Source organism: Salinirubrum litoreum (genome assembly GCF_020567425.1).
GTDB classification, from domain to species: domain Archaea; phylum Halobacteriota; class Halobacteria; order Halobacteriales; family Haloferacaceae; genus Salinirubrum; species Salinirubrum litoreum.
The window spans coordinates 571608-596033 of record NZ_JAJCVJ010000003.1; the positions used below are offsets into that span (position 1 = coordinate 571608).

21 protein-coding genes are annotated in these 24426 nt (G+C 67.9%); 12 read left to right on the forward strand and 9 right to left on the reverse strand.

Annotation, left to right across the window (positions count from 1 at the left end):
• Positions 1–68 precede the first annotated feature (68 nt).
• On the reverse strand, positions 69–896 hold the full coding sequence (locus tag LI337_RS18480; RefSeq protein WP_227231401.1) for a ZIP family metal transporter: 828 nt from the start codon (positions 894–896) through the stop codon (positions 69–71).
• 258 nt (positions 897–1154) lie between these two features.
• Here LI337_RS18480 and LI337_RS18485 point away from each other — a divergent pair, with 258 nt between their 5' ends.
• Both LI337_RS18485 and LI337_RS18490 read left to right on the forward strand, forming a co-directional pair.
• Positions 1155–2159: an alcohol dehydrogenase gene (locus LI337_RS18485; RefSeq protein WP_227231426.1), complete on the forward strand. Its 1005-nt coding sequence runs from the start codon at positions 1155–1157 to the stop codon at positions 2157–2159.
• Positions 2160–2280: 121 nt separating this feature from the next.
• Positions 2281–2508 (forward strand): hypothetical protein, encoded by a 228-nt coding sequence (locus LI337_RS18490; RefSeq protein ID WP_227231402.1) that lies wholly within the window; start codon positions 2281–2283, stop codon positions 2506–2508.
• A gap of 91 nt (positions 2509–2599) precedes the next feature.
• Here LI337_RS18490 and LI337_RS18495 read toward each other — a convergent pair whose 3' ends face one another.
• Positions 2600–4459: a multicopper oxidase family protein gene (locus LI337_RS18495; RefSeq protein ID WP_227231403.1), complete on the reverse strand. Its 1860-nt coding sequence runs from the start codon at positions 4457–4459 to the stop codon at positions 2600–2602.
• Positions 4460–4945: 486 nt separating this feature from the next.
• Here LI337_RS18495 and LI337_RS18500 point away from each other — a divergent pair, with 486 nt between their 5' ends.
• From LI337_RS18500 to LI337_RS20255, 5 genes are all read left to right on the forward strand, one after another.
• The gene (locus LI337_RS18500; RefSeq protein ID WP_227231404.1) at positions 4946–5992 is read left to right on the forward strand and encodes an NAD(P)/FAD-dependent oxidoreductase; all 1047 of its coding nucleotides are present in this window, start codon (positions 4946–4948) and stop codon (positions 5990–5992) included.
• 128 nt (positions 5993–6120) lie between these two features.
• Positions 6121–6927, forward strand: a complete 807-nt coding sequence (locus LI337_RS20250; protein WP_227231405.1) for a CPBP family intramembrane glutamic endopeptidase — start codon at positions 6121–6123, stop codon at positions 6925–6927.
• A gap of 136 nt (positions 6928–7063) precedes the next feature.
• Positions 7064–7999 (forward strand): ABC transporter permease, encoded by a 936-nt coding sequence (locus tag LI337_RS18510; protein WP_227231406.1) that lies wholly within the window; start codon positions 7064–7066, stop codon positions 7997–7999.
• A complete protein-coding gene (locus tag LI337_RS18515; RefSeq protein ID WP_227231407.1) occupies positions 7992–8999 on the forward strand; it encodes an ABC transporter ATP-binding protein in 1008 nt (335 codons plus the stop codon). The genes LI337_RS18510 and LI337_RS18515 overlap by 8 nt, the downstream gene beginning before the upstream one ends.
• Positions 9000–9329: 330 nt before the next feature.
• Positions 9330–10520, forward strand: a complete 1191-nt coding sequence (locus LI337_RS20255) for an acyl-CoA thioester hydrolase/BAAT C-terminal domain-containing protein (RefSeq protein ID WP_227231408.1) — start codon at positions 9330–9332, stop codon at positions 10518–10520.
• An 86-nt stretch (positions 10521–10606) separates the two neighbouring features.
• On the opposite strand, the gene LI337_RS18525 is transcribed toward LI337_RS20255, so the two are convergent.
• From LI337_RS18525 to LI337_RS18535, 3 genes are all read right to left on the reverse strand, one after another.
• On the reverse strand, positions 10607–11170 hold the full coding sequence (locus LI337_RS18525) for an adenylate kinase (protein ID WP_227231409.1): 564 nt from the start codon (positions 11168–11170) through the stop codon (positions 10607–10609).
• Positions 11170–11454 (reverse strand): DUF5789 family protein, encoded by a 285-nt coding sequence (locus LI337_RS18530; protein ID WP_227231410.1) that lies wholly within the window; start codon positions 11452–11454, stop codon positions 11170–11172. The genes LI337_RS18525 and LI337_RS18530 overlap by 1 nt, the downstream gene beginning before the upstream one ends.
• A gap of 343 nt (positions 11455–11797) precedes the next feature.
• Entirely contained in the window at positions 11798–12082 is a 285-nt protein-coding gene (locus tag LI337_RS18535) for a DUF5789 family protein (RefSeq protein ID WP_227231411.1), read from the reverse strand.
• Between the two features lie 375 nt (positions 12083–12457).
• Between LI337_RS18535 and LI337_RS18540 the strand changes: the two genes are divergently transcribed.
• From LI337_RS18540 to LI337_RS18555, 4 genes are all read left to right on the forward strand, one after another.
• A complete protein-coding gene (locus tag LI337_RS18540) occupies positions 12458–12634 on the forward strand; it encodes a hypothetical protein (RefSeq protein ID WP_227231412.1) in 177 nt (58 codons plus the stop codon).
• Positions 12635–13041: 407 nt separating this feature from the next.
• Positions 13042–14394: an MFS transporter gene (locus tag LI337_RS18545; protein WP_227231413.1), complete on the forward strand. Its 1353-nt coding sequence runs from the start codon at positions 13042–13044 to the stop codon at positions 14392–14394.
• Between the two features lie 55 nt (positions 14395–14449).
• Entirely contained in the window at positions 14450–15823 is a 1374-nt protein-coding gene (locus LI337_RS18550; protein ID WP_227231414.1) for an MFS transporter, read from the forward strand.
• 147 nt (positions 15824–15970) lie between these two features.
• The gene (locus tag LI337_RS18555; RefSeq protein WP_227231415.1) at positions 15971–16747 is read left to right on the forward strand and encodes an SDR family NAD(P)-dependent oxidoreductase; all 777 of its coding nucleotides are present in this window, start codon (positions 15971–15973) and stop codon (positions 16745–16747) included.
• Positions 16748–16845: 98 nt separating this feature from the next.
• Here LI337_RS18555 and LI337_RS18560 read toward each other — a convergent pair whose 3' ends face one another.
• The gene (locus LI337_RS18560) at positions 16846–17634 is read right to left on the reverse strand and encodes a helix-turn-helix transcriptional regulator (protein ID WP_227231416.1); all 789 of its coding nucleotides are present in this window, start codon (positions 17632–17634) and stop codon (positions 16846–16848) included.
• Between the two features lie 337 nt (positions 17635–17971).
• Here LI337_RS18560 and LI337_RS18565 point away from each other — a divergent pair, with 337 nt between their 5' ends.
• Positions 17972–18940 carry a DMT family transporter gene (locus LI337_RS18565; protein WP_227231417.1) on the forward strand — a complete coding sequence of 323 codons (969 nt, stop codon included), beginning with the start codon at positions 17972–17974 and terminating at the stop codon, positions 18938–18940.
• 34 nt (positions 18941–18974) lie between these two features.
• On the opposite strand, the gene LI337_RS18570 is transcribed toward LI337_RS18565, so the two are convergent.
• From LI337_RS18570 to LI337_RS18580, 3 genes are all read right to left on the reverse strand, one after another.
• Positions 18975–19421 (reverse strand): DUF488 family protein, N3 subclade, encoded by a 447-nt coding sequence (locus LI337_RS18570; protein ID WP_227231418.1) that lies wholly within the window; start codon positions 19419–19421, stop codon positions 18975–18977.
• 128 nt (positions 19422–19549) lie between these two features.
• Complete coding sequence (locus LI337_RS18575; RefSeq protein WP_227231419.1) at positions 19550–21943, reverse strand: DUF7282 domain-containing protein; 2394 nt, start codon at positions 21941–21943, stop codon at positions 19550–19552.
• A 153-nt stretch (positions 21944–22096) separates the two neighbouring features.
• The coding region (locus LI337_RS18580) for a CARDB domain-containing protein (protein WP_303645295.1) at positions 22097–24426 on the reverse strand (2330 nt) is incomplete at its 5' end.

Consider the following 24426-nt stretch of genomic DNA (forward strand, 5'->3'; position numbering starts at 1 on the left):
GACGAGAAGCACCCGTCAGCCCGAGAATTTTCACAATTTTCACACAGTGCGACTCCTCAGTCCAGACTTCACCCGAGCGAGATGTCCAGATACAGCATGACCACGACACCGAGCATCGTGCCCAGCGTGGCGATCCGCTCGTGGCCGTGGACGTGGGTCTCGGGCACGATCTCGTCGGAGATGACGAACAGCATCGCCCCGGCCGCAAAGCCCATCGCGTAGGGGAGGAGTGTCGAGACGGTCTGGACCGCGTAGGCACCGAGCACCGCCAGTGGAATCTCGACTACCCCCGACCGTACCCCTGCGAAGACGGCGTAGAACCGGCGGTCGAGGCCGGCGTTGATCGCCGCCACGGAGACCGCGAGTCCCTCCGGGATGTTCTGGATACCGATGGCGAGCATCAGCGGGATCGCCGTCGAGAGGTCCCCCGACCCGAAGCCGACGCCGACCGCGAGGCCCTCGGGCATGTTGTGGAGCGTGATGGCGAGGACGAACAACACGACTCCTGCCAACTTCTCGTCCGAGACCGGGAGTTCGTCGCTCGGGTTCGCGGCGTCGCTCCGGCGTCGCCCGGTCACGAGGTAGTGGGCGTGCGGGACGATCGCGTCCGACCGATCCAGAAAGAGTGCCCCGAGTGCGATGCCCGCCAGCACCGGGAGCGGGTTCCCGTTCGAGTAGGTCTCGACCCCGGGGATGATGAGACTCGTGAACGCCGCCGCGAGCATCACCCCGGCTGCGAAGCCCAGTGCGCCGTCCATCGCCCGCTGTGACGGGTCTCGCCACAGAAAGACGAGTGACGCGCCGAGCAGATTCAGCCCCGCGATGACGAGTCCCCCGATCAAGCCGTGGATCACCGGGTCGGTCCCGAACAGACTCGTGAACTGATCGGCTACCACGGCTCCCTCCGGTCGGTACCGACACGACTCACTGTCATTCGCTCGGTTCGTTCGACGGCCGGGGATTTGAGTGGTCGGGTCGACCTCACTACGACGTTCCCCGATCTCGTCGGACGCCGAACACTCCCCGACCTCCACTGGCTGGCACCGATCCGACTCACGCCGTAAACCAGTGACGGCACCGGCGACGTGCGTGGTCCTGATACGAACTGATGTAGTCGCCGACCGTACCGTAGAGATATGTCCACAGACGACACGATGCGAGCGATGCAGGTGCCGGCCGGCGGCGAACCGTTCGAGGCGGTCGAACTACCGGTTCCGGAACCGGCCGGAGACGAGGTGCGTGTCGCGGTCGAGGCGTGCGGCATCTGTCACAGCGACGCCTACGCCCGCGAGGGGACCCACCCCGCGGCGAGCTACCCGCGCGTGCCGGGCCACGAGATCGCCGGGCGGATCGACGCCGTCGGTGATGACGTGGACCTGTGGGAGGTGGGCGACCGCGTCGGCGTCGGCTGGCACGGTGGCCACTGCTTCACCTGTGACCCCTGTCGCCGTGGCGACTTCCAGGGCTGTGAGAACAGCGAGATCACGGGCCTGACGTTCGACGGCGGGTACGCCGAGTACGCGACCGTCCCGGCGGAGGCGGTCGGCCGCATCCCCGAGGAACTCGACGCCGTCGACGCCGCACCCCTGCTGTGTGCCGGCATCACGACGTTCAACGCGCTCCGGAACGCCGACGCCGATCCCGGTGATCTCGTCGCGGTCCAGGGGATCGGTGGACTGGGCCACCTCGGCGTCCAGTACGCCCACGCGATGGGGTTCGAGACGGTCGCGCTCTCCCGGTCGCCGGAGAAGGAGTCGCTGGCCCACGAGTTGGGTGCCGACCACTTCGTCGACACGAGCGAGACCGACGCCGGGGAGGCGCTCCAGTCGCTGGGCGGGGCGTCGCTTGTCCTGGCCACTGCGCCTGCCGAGGACGCCATCGCCGAGGTCGTCGGCGGAATCGGGCGGAACGGGTCGGTCGTCGCGGTCGGCGTGCCGGGCGAACCGGTGCCGGTCGAGGTCGGACACCTCGTCGGCACTCGTGGGTCGGTCGCCGGCTGGAGTTCCGGTCACGCGAAAGACTGGGAGGACACGCTCGACTTCAGCGCGCTCCGCGACGTGACACCGACCGTCGAGACGTATCCGCTCGCCGAGGCCGAAGAGGCGTACCAACGGATGCTGGCCAACGAGGCACGGTTCCGGATCGTCCTCGAACCCTGAACGACGACCGCTCGGCCCCCCGGCCGCCCACCGCCGACCTGAGTGACGTGGTGGGGCTACAGCGTTCACCCTGTCGACGTGCCCCACACGTCTATGTGTGTGAGGTCCTCACCTCCTGGCGATGACGTTCGGCCCGTACCACACGCTCCGTTGCAAAGACGACATCGCGGCCGCGTTGGTCGATCACCCCGACGAGGAGGACCGTCCGGAGACATCGGGTCCTCGCGAGACCGACGGTCTCGTTCCCGATAGCGCCTCCGAGGTTGATTCGGAGACGGCCTCCTTCCTCTCGGACGACGAAGTGGAGGCGGACGTCCTGACCGGCCCTGCCACGTCGACGGACGAGTGAGCAGTAAAAATTCCACACATTTCACACATTCCGAAGACTGCGAGGCGGCTTCGCGCAGATTGTTTACAAATTCTAAAAATTTTTGTGCTGCTCACGCGGTCGGGGCGACCACCTCGTAGGGCAGCATCATCTCCTGGTCCTCGTGTTCGAGGATGTGGCAGTGCCAGACGTACCGCCCCGCGAATCCCGTGAAGGGGACCCTCACTGTCACGATCTCGTTGGGGTCGACCAGAACGGTGTCCTTCTTGTTCCGATTGTTCGGGCTGATCGAATTCGGCCCACCCCTCGTGATGTAGCTCTCGATGTCGGGCTTGGTCGCGACCACGCCGTCCATGTAGTCTTGCGCGTCGTCCGCGTAGGTGTCGCCGGTACCGTCGTCCCACGTGAAGGCCCGCCGCTCGACGACCTCGAAGTCGACGAGATGGAGGTGGATCGGGTGGGAATCGCCGGTCGTGTTGACGAACTCCCAGTCCTCGTACGTGCCGAGCGTGGGTGTCACCACCGCAGCCTCCTCACTCCACAGCGAGAGGTCCAGGAAGTGAGAGTCGTAGTCGACTCCGGGTGCCACTTCGAGCGTGGTGCTGTCGAGGGTGAAACTCCTGTCTTCTCCCTTGGTGGTCACCGGGGGGTGGAAGTCGTACCGGTCGATCGTCCGACCGATTATCTCGAGGAACTGCGCGGCAGGGATGCTGTCGTCGGCCTCGCTGAGCGCCTTCGTCACCTCGATCTTCAGCATCTCCGGCATGTCGACCTCGATGTCGGGGTCCTCACCGGGCGTCGTGAACTCCTCGCCGGCATACGGGATGCCTGCGCCGTTGCGGAGAACGAACTCCTGCCCCTCGAACCCGCTGAAGTCGACGATCACGTCGGCACGCTCGGCACCCGAGAGGAGCAACGTCGGCACCATCCCACCGGGTCCGACGGTGACGACGTCGTCGAGGAAGCCGAGATCGACGCCGATCTGTTCGAGCAACGGAACGTTCGTGTCCGAGTCGTCGGTCTCGTTGTAGAGTTTCAGGTTGAAGGTGCGCCCGTTCGAGCCGTTGAGGATGCGGAAGCGGTACGGACGCGGTTCCACCGCCAGATACGGGTACGCCTTGCCGTTGACGACCGGCACGTCGCCGAAGAACTCCGCCTCGAACTCGTCGTCGCTCCCGTCGGGGTAGAACAGCGACCCGTCCGGGTTGAACGACCGGTCCTGCAGGAGAATCGGAATCTCGTAGTCTCCCGACGGCAGGCTGTTCTCGACTGGCTCACGAAGCAGGTAGAACCCCGCGAGACCGGCGTAGACGTTCAGGCGCGTGATGCCGATCGCGTGGTCGTGGTACCACAGCGTCGTCGGCTCCTGCTCGTTCTCGTAGTACATCGTCTCCTCGTAACCGACGGGACTGTCGGGGTCCGTCTCTCCGTCCGGCGAGACCCACGCGTCCGGGTAGCCGTCGAACTCGGGGGCCGTCACCCCGCCGTGGAGGTGTACCGCGGTTCGAACCTCCGGGGCGTCCTCGCCGGCACCGTGGACCCGGGGGTCGACACTCAGCAGGTGTGAGGTCGGGAGTTGGTTCCGGTACGTCACCGCGACCGGTCGACCGGGACGTGCCACGATACTCGAGGCGGGATACGTCCCGCCGTAGCCCCAGAGCTTCGTTTCGAGTCCCATCGACGTCGGAAGCACCGCCTGCGTGAACTGGGTCATCGAGATGTCGTACCGTTCGACACCGCCCTGTCGACTGACTGGACTGAAGACCCCCGGTCGTGGGAGCGGGTCCTCCCACTTGAACTCAGCAGGGACCTCGAGACTCGACTCTGACGGACCTGTCGTCTCTGCGCGCACGGAGCGGGCACTCCACGGGACGGTTGCGAACAGTCCGGTCGCGGCCGTCGCTTTCAGCACGGCCCGCCGTGGAACGGTTTGTTGTCGTTGCGACTCCGCGTGGGTGTTGTCTGTCGACATTGTCTCCTCCCCCGACCGGGCCGGCGAGCGCGACTGCTCACACGACAGGCGATCCCGTGTCACCGACGACGACCCCCCCTTCTCGCAGTCGGTAGGTACGAGCCGATACGACATCAGCGGAGATATGTATGTTTGCCATATCGTTCTCTGGAACCCTCGTCTCCGCTGCTATCACGACCCAGCTCGTACGGTCTCGGAATTTCCAAATTTGTACAAATTTTACAATTTGTACGATCGTGTGTTCTCGAACGCGAAGCCGGGTCGTGTGGAGTGTGACAGACCACCTCCTCGCGGCGTCCGTCGATTCTACGGGTGAAGCGACGACTTGCGATGCCCGTCCCGAACTGCCTGTGAGGGTGCACATTCAAAAAATCTCGAACATTCCACGTGGTCTCAACAGTGTGTCCGTGTCCGGCAAGCGCGCCCCCGAGTCGCCGGGCGGTCACAGGACACACCGCTTAACATCACGCAGTCCCTGCATCGGATATGCCACGGATCGGAGTCGTCGGTGCCGGCGCGGGTGCTGCTGCAGTCAGTTACGTCGTCAGCGGCGCGGTGCCGGACGCGGAACTGACGGTGTTAGAGAAGTCCGGCGGTCTCTGCGGCCGGGCCGCCACCCGGAGACACGAGGAGTTGACGTACGACTACGGGGCGAACTATCTCAAGTCGGACGACGACCGCGTGAACGAGTTGGTCGGCGAGACGCTCGGGACCGACGGACTCGTCGACGTGACCGAGCCGATCTACACCTTCGACGCCGACGGCGAGGTCACACCCGGCCGAGACGCCGACGAACACAAGTGGAGTTTCGACGCCGGCCTCACGCAGATCGCCAAGCGACTGTTCGCCGAGACCGACGCGACCATCCACCGCCGAACCCGCGTCGAGACGATCCGACGCGACGACGCAAGCGAGGAGTGGTCGTTGGTCGACACCGACGGCGAGACGTACGGTCCCTTCGACGTGCTCGTTCTCAACCCGCCGGCACCGCAGACTGCCGATCTCCTGCGTAATGCCGAGTGGACCGGCGAGACGCGTGACGCCCTGCTGTCGGCAGTCGCGGACGTGACCTACGACCCGAACTACAGTGCCGTCCTCCACTACACGGACTTCGAACTCGACGTGCCGTACTACGCGCTGGTGAACACGGACAAGGACCACGACGTGGGCTGGATCGCCCGCGAGGAGTGCAAGGCCGGTCACGTTCCCGAGGGCGAGACCCTGCTGATCGTGCAAGCCAGCCCCGCGTGGGCCGACGCGCACTACGACGACCCGCCGGCCGAGAACGTCGCCGCACTCGCCCGCCAGACTGCCGACATCGTCGGCGACGACCGCCTCGCCGATCCCGACTGGACCGACCACCAGGGGTGGCGCTACGCGCTTCCACAGCGGGGTGTGGCTGGCGGTCCGGTCGACTCGGCGCGCGACGCCGACCTGTACTGCGTCGGTGACTGGGTGGCCGGTGAGGGCCGACTCCACGCCGCCTTGCGAAACGGGTTGGACGTCGGCGAGCGACTCGTCTACGCCCTGTAGGCGTCCGGACCCTGCCGGCTCGGTCCGCGCCTGGCCTCCCGACCGCTCCCGAGTTCTCCGGAAGAGCTAAGCCGCGTAAAGCGAGCTTTACAGGAAAGCATGCGTTACACTACCGGCGGTCGGTCGCCGTGACGTACTCGACGACAGACGACGCGGATAGCGCAGACGACCCCGACGGACTTGAGCCTGCGGACGACGCGGACGACGCAGGACCGCGGTATTCGAATCCCCCGCGAGCCGTCGGTGTCGCTCTCCTCGTGGCGACCGTCGCGGTCGGCGTGGCGGTCCTCGTCGGTCGCGCTCTCGAACTGTTCCTCGGCGCGGTCGGTCCGGTGCCTGCGCCGATTCTTGTCGAACACGTCCTCGACACGGCGCTCGTCAACGCCGGGGTATTCGGGGGTGTCGCGGCGGCGTACCTCCGGGTCCGCCGACGCGCCGGCGGCGGGGCGCTCCTCCGCGTTCGGCGACCGACGCGACGTGACCTCAGGCTCGCAGTACAGGGTTTCTTCGCGGTCCTCGCCGCCGGTGCGGTGCTCCACCTCGTCGTCGGCGCACTCGGGCTACCGACCGGCGAGAACACCCTGACCAGCCGAGCAGCAGCGGACCCCCGTCTGTTCGTCGTCGCAGCCGTGACGAGTCTCCTGTTCGTCGGCCCCGGGGAGGAACTGCTGTTTCGCGGCGTCGTGCAGGGCCGACTCCGCGAGGCGTTCGGGCCGGTCGCGGCGATCACCCTCGGCGGTGTCGTCTTCGCGGTCCCGCACCTCGTCGCGGCCTACACCGGTCCGGGGTCGCTGGTCTCCATCGGCGTCGTCTTCGGCGTCTCGCTGGCGCTCGGGACGCTCTACGAGGTCAGCGACACGCTGGTCGTCCCGGTTGTCGCCCACGGCCTCTACAACGTCGCCATCCTCGCCATCGTGGCGGTCGGGGCCGGATGACGGTTCGACGTTCGCCGACGACTGGCTGTGGCGAGTGACGGGCCGTGCCGAGTGACGAAGGCGTCGGCGAACGTCGAACTCACCCAAATAGCTAAGACGATGTAAAGCACGCCTTACGTAAAGCGAACTTTACAACATGGGAGACACGACACACTCAGACGTCGACTCGCCCCGCACCGACGGTGGTTCCGCCGGCACACTCTCGGATTCGCCGCTGCACCCACCGCCCGCTCACCGCGAGAGAAGCGTCGACGCGACCGCACAGATCACGAGCGTCCCGTGGCTCCAGCAGGTCCGGGCCTTCGCGGTCCGGACGCTCAGGGCGTTGGTCCGAAATCGACCCGCGCTGATCTGGGGGCTGGCCGCGCCGGTGTTCTTCTTTCTCGTCTTCGGCGTCCTCCTCGGCTCTGGGGGTGTCCAGCGCGGCGCGAACGCGGTCGTCTTCGGCGTCTTCGGTGCCTTCAGCGTCTCGCTGGTCGTCTTCGCCACCGCGCTGAGCGCCGACCTGCAGGCCAGACGGTACCGGAAACTCCGGTCGTTGCCCGTCTCGCCGTCTGCTGACCTGTTCGGGCGCTTCCTCGGCGGACTGGCGCTCTCGACGGTCTCGTTCTGTCTCGTCCTCGGTGTCGGTGTTCTGTCGGGCGGTACGCTCGCGGTCCGGTCGGCCCTCGCGGTGCCGGTCGTCCTCGGGTCGCTCGTCCTGTTCTGCCTGCTGGCGATGGGGACTGCGGTCGTCGTCGCCTCGGTACTCGACGACGGGGAGTACGTCGTCGGCGTCACGAACATGCTGACGCTGGCACTGTTCTTCCTGACGGGCTACAACGGGTTGCTCCCGGCGGTCGCCCCCGGACCGCTCGGGTCGCTGGTGAACGCCCTGCCGAACTCGCTGGCGACCAGACTCGCGGTCGTCCACCTCGTCCCGGTCGCTCCATCCGGCACGCCGCTCACGCCACCAGCGCTCCCGTCCGGGTGGCAACCCCTCGCGCTGCTCGTGATCTACGCCGTCGTCGGCACGGTCGTCGGGTCGTGGGCGATGCGCCGCCGTATCTACGAGAACGAAGGGGGTGAGTGACGTGCCGATCGACACCTCGGCGTCGACCGACGCGATATCGACCGACACCGGCGAGGAGCCGCCAGCAGACGCTGACGACGGCGAAGACGGCGGAGACGGCGGTGACGCCATCGACCCGGTCCCGGACGCCGCCATCCACGACTCGGCCCCGGCCGTGCGGGTTCGCGGTCTCACGAAGCGATTCGGCGACGACCCACCGGTGCTCGCCGACTTCGACCTGACACTGAACGCCGGCGAGACGACGGTGCTGATGGGTCCGAACGGGACCGGCAAGACCGTCTTGTTGGCTTGTTTGACGGGGGGTCTCAGGCCGACTGCCGGGACGGTCGAGGTGTTCGGCCACTCCCCCGAAGCCGTCCGCTCCGACCTCGTGTTCGCGCTCCAGGACGGATTCGCGGTGGACGACCTCTCGGGGCGGGAGAACGCCGAGTTCTACACGGCGCTCCACCCCGCCGCCACGGATCGCTGGGAGACGGTGGCCGACAGACTCCGACTCGACGGACTGGACCGCCGGGTGGCCGACTACTCCGGCGGGATGGTCCGAAAACTCGAACTCGCACTCACGCTGTCGGTAGACGTCCCGCTGTACGTCCTCGACGAACCGACCGCCGAACTCGACCCGACTGCGGTCGAACGATTTCACGCGATGCTCGATGACCTCGCGGACGCCGGCCGGACCGTCGTCATGTCCAGCCACTCGCCGCGAGACCTCCGGGCCGCCAACAGACTCGTCGTCGTCGCCGACTCGGGCGTGGTCGCGGACGGCCACCCCGACGACCTGCGTGAGGCGGTCCCGCCGGTCGTGGTTCTGGACCGCGCCGATACCGACCTGGGCGGCCACCTCCGGGGGCCTCGGCTGTTCGACACGGACACCGGCTTTCGGGGCTTTCTTTCCGCCGAGGCCGACCCCTCGGTCGTGGACACTCGGCCCGAGGTCGTCCGCGTCGAGCGACCGACGCCGCCGGACGTGTTCAACTACTACGTCCACCTACGGGGGTGACAGACCGCCCTCCTCCGAGAGTCGACCCTCCGGGGCCACCTGTGGCCACGAACATCGATCCTTCCGCTGGCCCGACGCTGGCCGACGCCGTCGCTCGATTCCCGATCTTATTTCTCCCCACGTCGTGACAGACGATCTGTGTCAGGCCCTCCAACCCCTCGCAGACGCGCAGTTCTCCGCGACCTGGCCCTCGCTGCCGGGGTCGCCACGAGTGGCTGTCAGACGCTTCCGCCCGATATCACCGACTCGACCGAGACGCCGACACCGGAGCCGTCACCGTCGCTCACCGTACCGCCGGAGACCCGAATCGCGGAGCCACTACCGGTCCGCGTGACCGGTCTCCCACCCGGCGAGCGGGTCGAACTCTCGGTTCGACCGGCCGACACTGGACTCGACACCTACGGCTGGCAACGTGAGTACATCGCAGACGCCGAGGGTCGCGTCGAGACCGGCGTCGGCACGAACGACGGGACCGACGAGACGGGGTCGCGGATGATCCTCTCTACGCTCGACTCCGACGAGGAGACCACCGGCCCGTTCACCCTCGGCGACCGGGGGGCCGTCGACCTCCGGGTTCGACTCCACGTCGACAGGCACGTCTCGGCCGAGGCGACGACGACGCGGGTGGCCCGTCATCCGGCGACGAGAGGCCGGTCCGTCGGCTCTTCGGATCTTGCGGGCACCGTCTACGAACCGTCGGCCGAGGGACCGCATCCGCCGGTCGTCGTCCTCCACGGTTCGGCGGGTGTCGTGCCGGAGGACTTCTGTCGGATGCTGGCGACACAGGGGTTCTGGACCCTCGGCCTCCGGTACTTCGGCAGCCCGGACCCGGTCCCCGACGAGTTGCGGGACGTCCCGCTGTCGTACTTCGAGCGCGCCGTCGCGTGGACCGAGTCGCATCCCGAGACGACCGGCGAGGGGGTCGGGCTCGTCGGCGTCTCTCGAGGCGTCGAACCGGCACTGCTGACCGCCGTGGAGCGTGACGGCCCGGCGACCGTCGTCGGCTACGGCGGTGCCGGCTGGATCGCACCCGGCGTCGAACCGGGAGAGCCGGTCCCGTGGACCCGCGACGGCGACCCCCTCGTCTCGCTGGAGACGGTCGAGGCGTTCTGGACCGCCTACGGCGAGGCCGACTGCGACCCGGCCGACTGCTCCTTCGACGACCCGCACCGCCCGTGTGCGGCGGTCGCCTGCGCGGTAGCGCACGTCTCGGCGACCGAACCGGCGGCCGCCGAGTCGGTCACGATCCCGGTCGAGCGTGTTGACGGCCCGGTCACACTGCTGACCGGTCGGGACGACGAAGTGTGGAACGCGCCGACCTTCTCCGAGATCGCGCTGACTCAGGTCGGTCCAGACCGGGAGCAGGCGGTCGCCCACTACGTCTCCGACGAGGCCGGCCACCGGTTCCTCCAGCCGTACTACCCGCACGTGCTCCGTGGCGGCACGCGCGAGGGAACCGCCGAGGCGGCGGTCGCGTCGTGGCTCCGGACACTCGACACGCTCGACGCCGGGCTCCGGTAGCCGGGCTCTCGGCGAGTCCGTCGACACGCTTCCGGCAGACCCGTACTCACTCGCCGTCGGTCGTCTCTCGCCGTCCAGTCCCCCGGCTACTCGCGTGCAGTGACGACCGAGACCAGTGCGTCGGCCGCCGACTCGACGCTCTCGTCGTTCTCCACCAGCTCGACGGTCGCGTTCGCCGCGACCGCGTAGTCGAACGCCGCCGTGCGGTTCAACTGTTGCAGGAAGTCGATCCGGTGGACCGAGATGCCGTCGTGCTCCCGTGTCGCCTCCGCCCGGCGCTCGTGGATCGTCTCCGCCGGGCTCTCGACCAACACGAACAGGTCGGGATCGATCTCTCTGAGGATCGACGCCGGGAGACCGGGGACGATGCCCGCGTCTGTCTCGACCGCGAAGTGGGTGGTCACGAGCAGGTTCGTCTCCTCGGCGCGGTCGGCGACGTACTCGCCGGCGCGGTGTTGGAGTCGTTCCGTCTCCCGCCGGGTCAGCGACGCCAACTCGGACCGCGCGCTCGCCAGTCCGTGGGTCGCGGCCTGTTCGAGCATCACGTCGCCGAAGTTCACGAGTTCGTAGTCGTCGAGCGACTGCCGGGCCGCCTGACAGATCGACGAGACGCCGACGCCGGGGACGCCCGCGACGAGTATCACCGCCATCAGAACGACACCTCCTCGTCCGGGTCGGCCGGTTGACTCCCCCGGTCGTCGTAGAACTTCCGCCCGATGAAGGCGTCACTGACGTACATGACGAGGCTGTCGTACAGGTCGTCGGCCGAGTAGAACTCCTCCTCTGGACACCGCTCCAGCACCTCGCCGATGGTCTCGCTCGTCCCGTTCGGTGCGTCGAGTGCTTCCCCGCCGACCGTCTTCACCACGGTCTCGGCGCTGGCCGGGAACTCCAGTGTCCTGACGAACAGATCCCGCGTCTCTGGAAGTCGCATACGAGTGTATATACACGAACGATAATGATGTTATTGGTGGGACGACCGGCACCTGCCGTGTCCACTCGGACAGATGTGCCCGTGGTCGAGAGTGTGCACACCGTCGAAACTGTTCGGACGACTCACCAACTGCAAGCAGTCTAAAAATTCCAAAAATTCTCGAAACTCTGAAATTCGTCGAGAGAATGGGTATCGGGCACGTCCCCGCTGCGCACGATGCCGGTCGTCGATACCAGATGCCCAACTTTCTCACTGCGTCGGCCTTCTGCACTGTCTACACGTTTTACAAATTCTAGAAACTGTAGCGGTCCCAAAGCAGCGGCCGGTTGCAGGAGGACGACGATCAGAATGACAGCTCGTCTTCGTCTGCTCGCCGTTGTCCGCCCCGGTCGTCGTAGTTCTTCCGTCCGACGAAGCCGTCCTCGACGTGCATCACGAGAGAGTCGTACAGGGCATCTGCCGACTCGAACTCGCCTTCCGTACAGCGGTTCAGGACCGACCCGACCGTGGTGTCGCTCCCGTTCGGTGCCTCTAACTGCCGTTCCCCGACCCGGTCGACGACACGCTCACGGGTGACCGGAAACTGCAACTTCCGTTCGAACAGGTCGCGGGTTTCGGGAAGTCGCACACGACACAGTTGTAGATGAACGATAATGATGGTTCTGGCCGACGCAGTATTTCACTCCCAGTCGGTCATCGAGACGTGGTTCCGACGACTCGACGAGGAACCCATGGACGACGCCGGTCGGCGGGGGGTCGGACGCGACCGTCGAGCCTCCGAACTACGACGCGGTGCGCGAGGCGGGGTGGGACCTCGACGACCCGGACCTGTTCGACCGGACTCCCGACGCGGACCTGCCGATCGAGGACCACGACCGCCTCTCGGTCGCGCCGGATCAGTCGATCCTCGCCGCGATCGCGGAGGCCGAACTGGAGTGGTCCACGCCTGTAACGGTGGGGTGTGCTCGAACCGTGCCGTCTTCGTCACCGGGGGAGCGTGGCGATGTCCGGCGACCACGTCCTCCCCGACGACTTGGTGCGCGACGGTAACGTGCGACTGGCCTGCGTCGCCACGCTGCCGACCGACGAGGTGAGACTCGTCTACGGCCTCCGACACCTCGATGTACTGGAAGACCTTTTGCTGCCGGCATCTGGTTCGACAACTCGTCTGCGTGAGTGACCGCACCCGACTCCCGACCGCCTCCGGGTTACAAATCGCATCGACTCATAAATTGAATACCGCGATACAATCTCTCCTGTCAGGTGTCTCTGTCGACCCACCACCAGAGCTTTCTGTGGGGCGATTCCGTGTGCAGTCGAAGCGTAGATGACTCGCCGTTCTGTCGGCCGATCGGTGTTCGATCCGCGCTCGCCGCCCGCCGCGAGCAGGGTTCGATAGCGACAGCGCCCGCTATCGCTCGGCTCCCCAAGAGCCGAACTCCCCAAATCGAACACACAGATGCAGACACCACCCGAGCCACCGGTACTTCGCCGGGGCTCACTCGATACCGTCTCGCTCGCTCACCAGTCGCATCGCTCGGGCCGCCCTCGACTCGCCCGTCGCGTCCGAACGCGAGGTGCCGCGCCGTGATCGGACGCGAATCGCTCTCCCTGCTGTCGCGGAATCACGACTTCAGGCGGTTCGTCGCCGGCCAGTTCGTGACGAACGCCGGAGACAGTCTCTACACAGTCGCCGTCCTGTGGCTCGTCTACGAACTCAGCGGCTCGACCACTCTCACGGGGATCACGAGCGCGATTCTCTTGCTCCCGTGGCTCCTCCAGATACTCGCCGGGCCGGTCGTGGACCGACTCCCGCTCAGATCGCTCCTCGTCGGGTCCCAACTCGTGCAGGGTGTCGTCGTCCTCGTCCTCCCGCTGGCGGCCGTCACGGGCCAGACGAGTGTCGGCGTCGTCTTCGCGGTCGTCCCGGTGTTGACCCTGGCGACGCTCGTGATGGCCCCGATGCAGGCGACGCTCGTCCCACGACTCGTGGCCGACGGTCGGCTCTCGCGGGCCAACGCGGTGCTCGCCACCGTCACGCTCGGCCTCGACATGGTGTTCGACGCGCTCGGCGGGGCGGTCGTCGCTCTCTTCGGGACGACGACGCTGTTCCTCGTCGATGCCGGTACCTTCGGACTCGCCGGCCTGTTGTTCGCCCGGATCGGCATCCCACCCGCCGACAGTGACCGCTCCGAGGCGACGAGCGACGCCGCTCCCGGCACAGCGACCGACACCTCCACTGTCGCGGACGCCGAAACTCGAACCGAGAGGTCTCTCGTCTCGGTTCTCGACTCCTACCGCGCCGACCTCCGCGTTGGTATCGACGCACTCCGGGGGAGCGTCTTCGTCGAACTCGTGGGGCTGACCGCGCTGGCGAACCTGGCGACCGGCGTGACACTCGCGGTGTTGCCGGCCGTCGGCGCGTCGCTCGGTGGCCCGCTGTTCTACGGACTCCTCCTCGGCGCACTCGGCGTCGGTCGGCTCGTCGGGTCGGTCCTCGCACCGCGTCTCGAGGCGGTGCCCTACGGCCGGGTCGCTCTCGTCGGCAACCTCCTGACTGCGGTGAGTTGGCTCGCGGCCGTCGTCGCACCCTCGCCGACGCTGACGGTCCTCCTGTTCGGTCTCGCGTGGGTGCCACCCGGGGTAAACGGCGTGCTCACCGCGACGCTGAACCAGACCGTCTTCCCGAGTGACCTGCTCGCTCGTGTCTCGTCGGTGAAGGGCACTGCCTCCGGAGCGACGCTCCCACTCGGTTCGCTGGTCGGTGGGGTCGTCGCGGAGACGCTCGGCACCACGACGACGATGGCACTCGCGGCGGGCGGCTTCGGTCTCGCGGGTGTCGCCGTCCTGCTCCGCGTTCGACTCCGGCGACTTCCGTCTGTCGCCGAGGCTGACGCGGCGGCGTTCGAAGTGACGCTCCCGCCGTCTCCCGAGGAGTAGCCGCCCACCTCTCGGAACCGACATATCTTTGGGACGTGCTGGCACAGTCGAAGCCGTGACCGAACGCTGGCTCTACTCGTGGGCGCTCGGCGCGGTGGCCTTCGGCGGTGCCTCGCTGCTCGTCCCGCTGTACGTCGTCCAGTTGGGCGGAACCGCGGTCGACCTCGGCGTGCTGGCAGCGACGGCCGCGCTGGTCGCCGCCCCCGGTGCCATCGTCTTCGGCCGACTGGGGAACCGCGTCGACCAACGACGACCGCTCGTCCTCGGGACGCTCGCCGTCGTCGCGGGCGTTCTCGCCGCGATCCCGCTTGTCGACAGCGTGACGGCCGTCATCGTCGCCAACGCCGTCCTCTGGCTGACGGTCTCCTCTATCCCGCCGGTGTTGACGATGCTCGTCGTCGACGACGCGCCCGAGTCGGCGTGGACCGAACGCATCGGGCGGCTGAACAAGTATCAGGGGTACGGCTGGGCCGGCGGTCTCGTCCTCGGGACGGTCTGGCCGTTCCTCGGGAGTCGCCTCCTCGCGCCGGGCGCGGTCACGCCCGCACTGTTCTGGGTACTCGCGGGCTGTGCCGGCGTCGGCGTCCTCGGTGCGGTCGGGAGTCTCCCGCGACCCGACCCGACCCAGCACGTGACGAGCGAGCGCCGCATCCGGAAGATCGCTCGCACGCTGTCGAACTCCCGGCGCGGGGTGAAGGGCGCGACGTTCGCGTTCTCGCCGAACCGCCTCTACTGGACGACCCGGACCATCCACCCCCGGCGACTGCTGGCGCGACTCGACCGCGCACTCGCGCTGTATCTGTTCGCGGCGGTCTGTTTCTTCACCGGCTTCGCCGCCTTCTGGGCACCCCTCCCGCTCTTCTTCACCGGGATCGAGTTCGACTCGGGTCAGATCTTCGCGCTGTATCTCGCGTCCAGTGTCGCGTCGGCGGTGCTGTACGAGGGTGCCGGACGACTCGCGAGCAGGATCGACGTGCGACTGCTCCAGTCCGGCGCGCTCGCCGTGCGCGGTCTGCTGTTTCCGGCAGTCGCACTCGTCGGCGGTATCGGTGTGGTGACGGTCGAGTTGGGTGTCGCGGGCGTCGGCCTCGCGGCCATCGGCGCGACGTGGGCGATCATCGCGGTCGTCGGGACCGCGATCGTCACGCGCCTCGCGCCACCGAGCGTTCGCGGTGAGGTGCTGGGCGTCCACACCGCGCTGGGGGCGGTCGCCGGCGGCGTCGGGGGCATCCTCGGTGGCTGGGCCGCGACGTTCGGGTACACGGTCGCGTTCGGCGTGGCCGGCGGACTCGTGCTGGTCGGTGCCGGTCTCGTCTTCGCGCTCCGGTTCGTCGGCGAGACACCCCCGCGACCGGTCGCCGAGGGCGATCCAGTGACGAGTCGTGTCGAGTCCGCCGAGACGGCGGTGCCGAGTGGCGGGCAGGACTGAGTCGCAGTCTGGCCCCCCGACCGGACGAGTTCCTCCCACGTCGTTGCGAGGTACGTCCCGGTGACTCTCCAGATGCGCTCCGGTAACTGACACGTCAATATGGTTTCAAGCCGACGGGGGCCGTCCGTCACCGGCGGTGACTCACTCGTGACACTACTCGACGGACAGACGGCGGTCGTCACCGGCGGCAGTTCCGGTATCGGTCGCGGTATCGCGCGTTCCTTCGCCGACCACGGTGCGGCGGCGGTGGTCGTCGCCGACGTCCGGGAAGCGCCGAAAGAGGAGGGCGACCCGACACACGAACTGATCGAGTCCGAGACCGACACTGCGGCGGTCTTCAGTCACTGCGACGTGACGAAGCGAGAGGACCTCGAAGCCGCCGTCGACGCCTGCGAGGAGTTCGGCGGCATCGACGTGCTGGTCAACAACGCCGGCATCTGGCACGCCGAGGACTTCTTCGACGTGACCGAATCGGAGTTCCGGGAGATGCTCGACATCAACCTCACGGGCGCGTACGTCGGGTCACAGGTCGCGGGCGAGCGTCTCGTCGAGAACGGCGGCGGTGCCATCGTCAACATCTCCAGCATCGCGGGCCTGTTCGGCAACGGCGACTGGCCGACCTACTCCGCCTCGAAGGGCGGACTCACGACGCTCACCTACTCGCTGGCGCACAAACTCGGCCCCCACGGTGTGCGCGTCAACGCGGTCCACCCCGGCGGCATCCAGACGATGATCGGCGGGCAACCCGACGACCCGGAGGCGGCACAGGAGCAGGCCGAGCAGTTCACGCAGATGGTCCCGCTCGGCAGGTACGGCCAGCCGTCGGACGTGGCCGGCGCGGTGACCTTCCTCGCCAGCGACCTCGCGAGCTACGTCACCGGCGAGTCGCTGGTCGTCGACGGCGGCTGGACGAGTTGGCGGTGAGGCGTCGGCTGTGACGAGCGCCGCGAATGTGGGCGAGTCGGAGAGTGGCGAATCGGCAGGCGGCGAGTCGACGACCGGCGACCTCGGCGCACCGAGACTCACACCTGATCGACGGTGAGGGGGTCGGCGTCGGCCCAGTAGCGATCGAACAGGTCGTCGGCCCACGTTCGCACCGCCGGACTCGCCACGTCCAGTGAGGCGCGGAGGATACCGGCGTCGTCGCGCAAGAAGAGGTGGACCACGTCGTCGGCGACCGTGGCCGCGACCGGGATCGGGTCGTCGACGACCCGCATCTCGGCTCCCTGTGCACCGAGGAGGTCCCGCAGACGGCCGCGCAACTGCGAGTCGTCCGCGAGGGCGTCGACCGCCGCCGCCGAGACGACGCCCTCGAAGGTCTGCTCGCCGGCGGCCGTCCGGTCGGCGATCACGTCGAGACTCTGTTCGTTCAGCGCGTAGGAGACCACACGGACTCGCTCGGCGTCCGAGAGCAGGTCGACCGCCCGCTGGACCGGCGCGTTCGGTCGGACCCGACTCGGTGTCGTGATCGTCGCGTCGGTGAGATGCCGCAGGTCGAAGGTGATCGCGTCGCCGGGAAGCCACTCGACCACCGGGCGGAGGTCGGTGTCCGCGGCCAACACGTCCAGCAGGTCGTCGAAGCCCCGAGAGACCAGCCGTCCCGTGACGGTCGCCCGGTAGTCGCTCCCGTCCCGTTCGACCCACGACCGCTCCTCGAAATCGGAGAGGATGCGCCCGAGCGTCGGCTGTGAGGCACCGGTCGCCTCGACGAGTTCTCTCCGCGTGTGTGCGGACTCGGCGAGGAGTCTGAGCGTCTCGACGCGGTTCGGCGAGAGCGCGAGGAACTCGATCTCTTCGAGGGCCGACTCCATACCCCTCCTGCGCCTGCCTGCCTCATACCGCTTTCGAGCCACGGAGCGACACTCGGTCGCTCCCCAATCGGGCTCCCTCCGGACTCTGATCGATCCCTCTCGTTCGTCCCTCTCTGCTCCGCGTTGCCACCCTGTGCTGTCGTGTCACCCGCCTCGCTGTCGAGCCGTCACTTTCACGGCGCGAACGACGTTCACGGCGTGTAACTGCGACCGGCACCCGGCGTGGTTTCTCTCCGCGAAAGAGTTTCTGAGGTGAGCTAAGCCCGTCAAGCCACTCTCTGGATGTAATGCGTCCACGCTCACTCGATCGGTTCGTCTCGTCGGGAGGTCGCGCCCGGTGACGGCGACCCGTCGTCGTCTCGGCCTGTTCGTCGCGGCCAGCGTCCTCCTCGGGGGGACCTTCGTCGCCGCGAAGGCCGGCCTCGCGTACTTCCCGCCGCTGTTGTTCGTCGCGCTCCGGTTCGACGTCGCGGCGGCGGTCCTGCTCGGCTACGTCGTCCTCACGACCGCCCGGAGCGACCTGCTGCCCCGGACGACCGGCGACGTCCTCGCTATCCTCTCGACGGGCGTCCTCGTCATCGGACTCACGAACGCACTGTTGTTCGTCGGCCAGCAGTACGTCTCCAGCGGCGTGGCGGCGATCATCTTCAGTCTCAACCCGATCCTGACGCCCGTCTTCGCCATGCTGTTCCTCTCGAACGAACGGCTCTCCGGGCGCGGCGCGGTCGGGATGGTCGTCGGCCTCCTGGGTGTCGCACTCGTCGTCGGCCTCGACCCGGCGAACCTGCTCGGCGGCGACGCGCTCTGGAAGGGCGTCGTCTTCGCCGGCGCCGTCACGGGTGCGCTGGGGACCGTGCTCATCCGGGCGGCCGACACGACCCTCGACAGCACCGTGCGCACCGCGTGGGCGCTCCCGGTGAGCGCGCTGGTGACACACGGCCTGAGCGCCGTGGCCGGCGAGTCTGCCGCCGCGATCACGTGGGCTCCCAGCGCGATCGTCTCGCTCGTCTACGTCGGCGTCTTCGCGGGCGCGCTCGCGTACATCGCCTACTTCGGCCTCCTCGACGCGGTCGGCCCCATCCACGGGAACCTCGTGTTCTACGCGGTTCCCGTCGTGGCGACGGTCGGCGGCGCGGCACTGCTCGGTGAGTCGGTCTCCTCGTCGACGGCTCTCGGGTTCCTGGTGATCTTCGCGGGCTTCGCGGTGCTAGCGAGCGAACCGATCACCGCCGAACTCGCCCCCCGTCTCCGCCGTCTCGCCGTCCTGTTCGGCTGGCACGACGAGACCGAACGCAGTCCGATCTGAGCGGGCGCACCGCGGCCGACGAGGGGGGCGCGTCTCACTCGCCGTCGGCCAGTGTGTCGAGCAGGTGCTCCCGTAGCATCGTCCGGTGACAGCGTTTCGCGTCGGTGTTCTCGAAACAGACGAGCGCGAGCGACTCGCCCGCTCGCAGTCTGTCGCGGAGGTCTGCGACCCCGTCCCGCGCCGACGAGTCGGTCTGCAGGTGGCGGCGGTAGCGTTCTCCGAAGTCGACCGCGTCCCACGCCGCGTTGTGTGCCTCCTCGGCGCAGAGTCCCCGCATCGCGAACGCCTCCTGTTGCTCCTCGAAGTCGTCCAGCAGCGCGTCCGGCGGCGCGACTTCCGGGTAGTTCTCGTCGACGGCCGCGTGGAACCACCCGGTCGGCCGGCGGACGACGCCCACGAGCGTCGTCCCCTCGGGGAGGGCCGCGAGATCGTGCTGGAGTGCGGCGACGTACGTGTCGTGCAGACGCGGTCCCGGTGGCATCGGTCTGAGCCTCGTCCGTCTCCCTTCGCGGTAATCGGGCCTAACGGTTGTGGTCGGCGTCGTCGCTCGGCGTCCGGAGTCCGTCGCACCGTCGAAAAAAGGTCGCAGCCGCGTCTGCGGTCGTCGAGCTACTCCTCGCTGTCCTCGCCGTCGGGCAGTTCCACGGTCAGCGTGTGGGTCCCGGAGTCGAAGGTACCCGAGTCGCTCGCGACGAGCGTCTGGGTGGCCTCGCGGTCGAAGCCGGGACCGGGCTTCTCGTAGAGCGCCAGCGAGAGCGTCACGTCCTCACAGGACTCGTTCACGGTGAACGTGATCGACGCGGTGTCGCCGTCCTGGTTGATGTGGCCGTACTCCACGCACTGTCGGAGTTCCGCACTCGGCCAGGCCGTGTCCTTCGAGGTGATGCCCTCGTCGCTGTTGCCGTGGGCGTAGCGGAACAGTCGGTCCTCGTCGTCGTCGGCGTAGAAGCCGTTGTCGACGTTCGGACCGAGTTCCTCGTACGGCTCGCCGCCGATGAAGTCGAGTTGGTAGAACACCGTCTCGGGCTCCTCGTCCGCCTCGACGGTGATCTGTGCGGTGTCGATCACCGCACTGCCGTCCTCGGTGTACGGCCCGTCGACCTCGCCGCCGGTCGCCACGAAGCCGTACTGCTCGTCGCCGTCGGTGTCGAGGTGCGGCATCGCCACGAGTTCCTCGTCGGCCGGGAGACGGTCGACGTTGAAGCTCGCACCGGGCACGTCGTACAGCGTCACCTCGACGTCCTCGTGCGTGCCGGGCGCGAGGTAGTCGGAGACGCCGATCACACTGCCGATCACGTTCCCGTCGAACAGGCTACTGTTGTGGATCGCCACGAAGCCACCCTCGGACATCGTGACCGAGTCCACGACGACGGTCGTCCCGTCGCTCGTCTGGTCCGCGAAGGTCACGTCTGCGGTCGGCGGCTCCGGTGCCGGGTCGTCCTCGTCGACCTCGATGGTCGCGGTCGCGTTGTCGTCGTCGGTGAAGACGCCGTGCTGGTACTCGCCGTCCAGCCCGCTCGTGTCGAGGTCCTCGAAGGTGACCGTCGTCGTCTCGCCGGGCTCGAGACTGAGTTCCTGACTGGTCAGTGCCTCGTCCTCGCTCAGCGTGCCGTCCTGGTTCAGATCGAGTCTGAACTCGACCGTCTGCGTGCCGGCTTGTTCGCCGGTGTTGGTCACGTCCGCCGACACGTCGATCAGATCGCCTTCGTCGACCGACTCGGGCGCGTCGAGATTGGAGACGTCGAAGTTCGCCGGCTCCTGCTCGACCGTGATCTCGGCGGTGTCGATCACCGCACCGCCGTCTGCGGTGTAGGGACCGTCCGCCTCGCCGCCGCTGGCGACGAAGTCGTAGGTCTCGTTACCGTTCGTGTCGAGGTGCGGCATCGCCACGAGCGTCTCGTTGGCGGGCAGGCTGTCGACGTTGAAGTTCGCACCGGGGACGTCGTACAGCGTCACTTCCACGTCCTCGTGCGTGCCGGGTGCGAGGTAGTCGGAGACGCCGATGACGCTCCCGATGACGTTCCCGTCGAACAGGCTGCTGTTGTGGATGGCGACGAAGCCGCCGTCGGACATCGTCACCGAGTCGACGACGACGGTCGTCCCGTCGGTCGTCTGGTTCTCGAAGGTCACGTCCGCCGTCGGTGCCGGCTCCTCGACCGCGATGGTCGCGGTGGCGCTGTCGTCGTCGGTGAAGACGCCGTGTGCGTACTCACCGGACAGGCCGGTCGTGTCGAGGTCGGCGAAGGTGACGGTCGTCGTCTCGCCGGGATCGAGACTGACTTCCTGGCTGGTCAGTGTCTCGTCCTCGGCGAGCGTACCGTCTTGGTTCAGGTCGAGTCTGAACTCGACCGTCTGCGTGCCGGCCTGTTCGCCGGTGTTGGTCACGTCCGCCGACACGTCGATCGCGTCGCCGGCAGTCGCCGTCGCCGGTGCGTCGAGGTTCGAGACGTCGAAGCTCGCCGGGGCCGGCGGCTCGTCGCCGGTGCCGACCGTCAGCGTCCCGTCGGTCGCCTGCGGGACCGCGTAGTTGACCCCCTCTTCGGTGCCGAGGGCGTTCACGTCGACGGTCAGGTCGGTCGTCCCGTCCGCGAGGCCGTCGACGGTCACGGTCAGAATCGTGACGCTCCCGGTGTCGGCCGTGTCCGCCAGCGCGGCGCGGGCCGTGACCGAGGAGCCGGTCTCGACGGGTGTCTCTGTCAGGCCGGGATCGCCGCCGAACTCGACGTCGGTGATGCTCGCCACCGACGAGTCGGTGAGACCGACGGTGATGTTGTACGCGCCGACGCCGCCGTTCGCGTCGGCGACGACCACGTCGAAGGTCGTCGTGTCGCCGACGTCGACCGACCCGCTACCGGGCTGGACGACGACGGGAGTCGTCGGCCCCGCCTGCTGTGCGGGATCGTCGAAGACCGCCGCCGGCACGGCCGCGACGCCGCCGCCGAAGACGACGAGCACCGCCACCGTGACGGTGAGCAGTTTGTGGTTCGTGAGTGTCTGTATCATCTGTCGTCTCTCCTGTGTGTCACGCTGTGTGTCATGTCTTGTTTCGTGTCGCTGACCGACTCGTTACCTATCTGTCGTCGCTCGGCTACCGGTGACGTCCCGTCACCGACCGCCGGGGGGCGTGCATCTAGTCCCGGCTGTGAGTCACGCATCTCAGAACCACCCCGTGAAGAGGTCCACGACGAGATCGATCACCTGGGAGATGTCGGTGAACAGACCCGTACTCTCGCCGCTGTCACTGATCTCGTTGCTGAAGTGGAACTGCACGTCGACCACGTCGAACTCGCCGTTGCCGTTGTAGTCGAACTGTGCCTCGTACTCGTCGAGGATCGGGTCGTCGAGGTTGGCGAACAGCGCCTGGGTGTCGACCTCGTCGACCGTCCCGTCGCCGTTCACGTCCTCGTAGGTGCCGTCACCGTCGGTGTCGATCGGCTGGCCCGCGAACTGCGGGTTCAGCTTCGGCGGGGCGATCCGGATCGTCGCCGTCTGACTCGTGTCGCCGAAGACGCCGTGGGCGTACTCGCCGAGCGCGATTCCCTCCGGCACGGTCGGCGAGAACGTCACGCTGGTCGAGGCACCCGCGTCGAGGGTGACCTCCTCTGTCGCGACCGTCTCGTCGGCCGTCAACTCGCCGTCGCCGTTCAGATCGAGGCGGAACTCGACGGTCTTCGTCGCCGCCTGCTCACCGTCGTTCGTGACGGTGGCCGACACTTCGATGGTGTCGCCGGGGGCGGCGCTGTCGGGTGCCTGCAGGTCGGACACCGCGAAGTTCGCCGGCGTCGGCGGTGCCTCGACGGTGAGCTGTGCGGTGGCGCTGTCGTCGGGCGTCACCACGCCGTGGGTGAGCGTCCCGACCGGGAGTCCGCTCGTGTCGACGTCCGCGAAGGTCACCGTCGTCGACGCGCCGGCGGCCAGTTCGACGTCCTTCGAGCGGACCGCACTCTCGTCGCCGACCTCGCCGTCGCCGTCCGTGTCGACACGGAACTCGACAGTCTTGGTCGCCGTCTGGTCACCCGTGTTCGCCACGTCGGCAGACACGTCGATCGTGTCGCCCTGGGTGACGCTCGCGGGTGCCTGCAGGTTCGAGACGTCGAACGTCGCGGGCGTGGGCGGTGCTTCCACCGTAATCTGTGCGGTGACGCTGTCGTCGGGCGTCACCACGCCGTGGGTGTAGGTGCCCGGCGAGAGGCCGCTCGTGTCCACGTCCTCGAAGGTGACGGTCGTCGACTCGCCGCCCGCGAGTTCCACGTCCTCGCCGAGGACCACGTCGCCGGCGTCTCCGAGTCCGTCACCGTTCGCGTCCACGCGGAACTCGACGGTCTTCGTCGCCGTCTCGTCGCCGTCGTTCGTGACGGTCGCCGAGACGTCGATCGTGTCGCCCTGCGTCACCGTGGCGGGCGCGTCGAGGTTCGACACTTGGAAGTTCGCCGGATCCGGTTCCGGCGTCGGGTCGTCCGCTTCGACGGTGAGAGTCGCGCCGGTCGTGCCGGTCACGTCGTAGCCGGTGCCGCTCTCGTCGAAGACGAGTATCTCCTCGTTGTCGCCGGCCGCCTCCAGCGAGAGGTCGGTCTCGCCGTCGCTCTGGCCTGTGACCGTCACTTCGACGACCGGGACGCTCCCGGTGTCGGCGGTGTCGCGGAAGGCGTACTCGGCGTCCGCCGAGGAGCCGTCGTCCGCGATCACGACCTCCTCACTGCCGGAGCCGAGGACGGTCACGTCGGTGATCTGTGCGATACTCGAATCGCCGACCGCGAGGCCGATCTCGGCCGCGCCGACGCCGCCCTGTGCGTCGTCGACGACGACGGTGAACGTCGTCTCGTCACCGACGTCGACGCTGTCGCTCTCGGGATCGAGGCTGAGCGTCGTCTCCGCGTCCGCCGGCGGTGCCTCGATCGTGATCTGTGCGGTGGCGCTGTCGTCGTCGGTCGCCACGCCGTGGGTGAGCGTGCCGGGACCGAGTCCGCTCGTGTCGACGTCCTCGAACGTGACGGTCGTGGACGCACCGGCGTCCAGTTGGACGTCCTGCGAGACGACCGCGCTCTCGTCGGCGATCTCACCGTCGCCGTCCGTGTCGACCCGGAAGGCGACGCTCTTGGTCGCCGCCTCGCCGCCGTCGTTCGTGACGGTCGCGGAGACGTCGATGGCGTCACCCTGCGTGACGCTCGCGGGTGCTTGTAGGTTCGACACCTGGAAGCTCGCTGGGTCGGCTGGTTCCTCGCCCTCGACGGTGAGGGTCGCGCCGGTCGTGCCGGTCACGTCGTAGCCGGTACCGCTCTCGTCGAAGACGATGACGCCGTCGTTCCCGGCGGCCGCCTCCAGCGAGAGGTCGGTCTCGCCGGCGGCGACGCCCGCGACGGTCACTTCGACGACCGGGACGCTCCCGGTGTCGGCGGTGTCGCGGAAGGCGTACTCGGCGTCCGCCGAGGAGCCGTCGTCCGCGATCACGACCTCCTCACTGCCGGAGCCGAGGACGGTCACGTCGG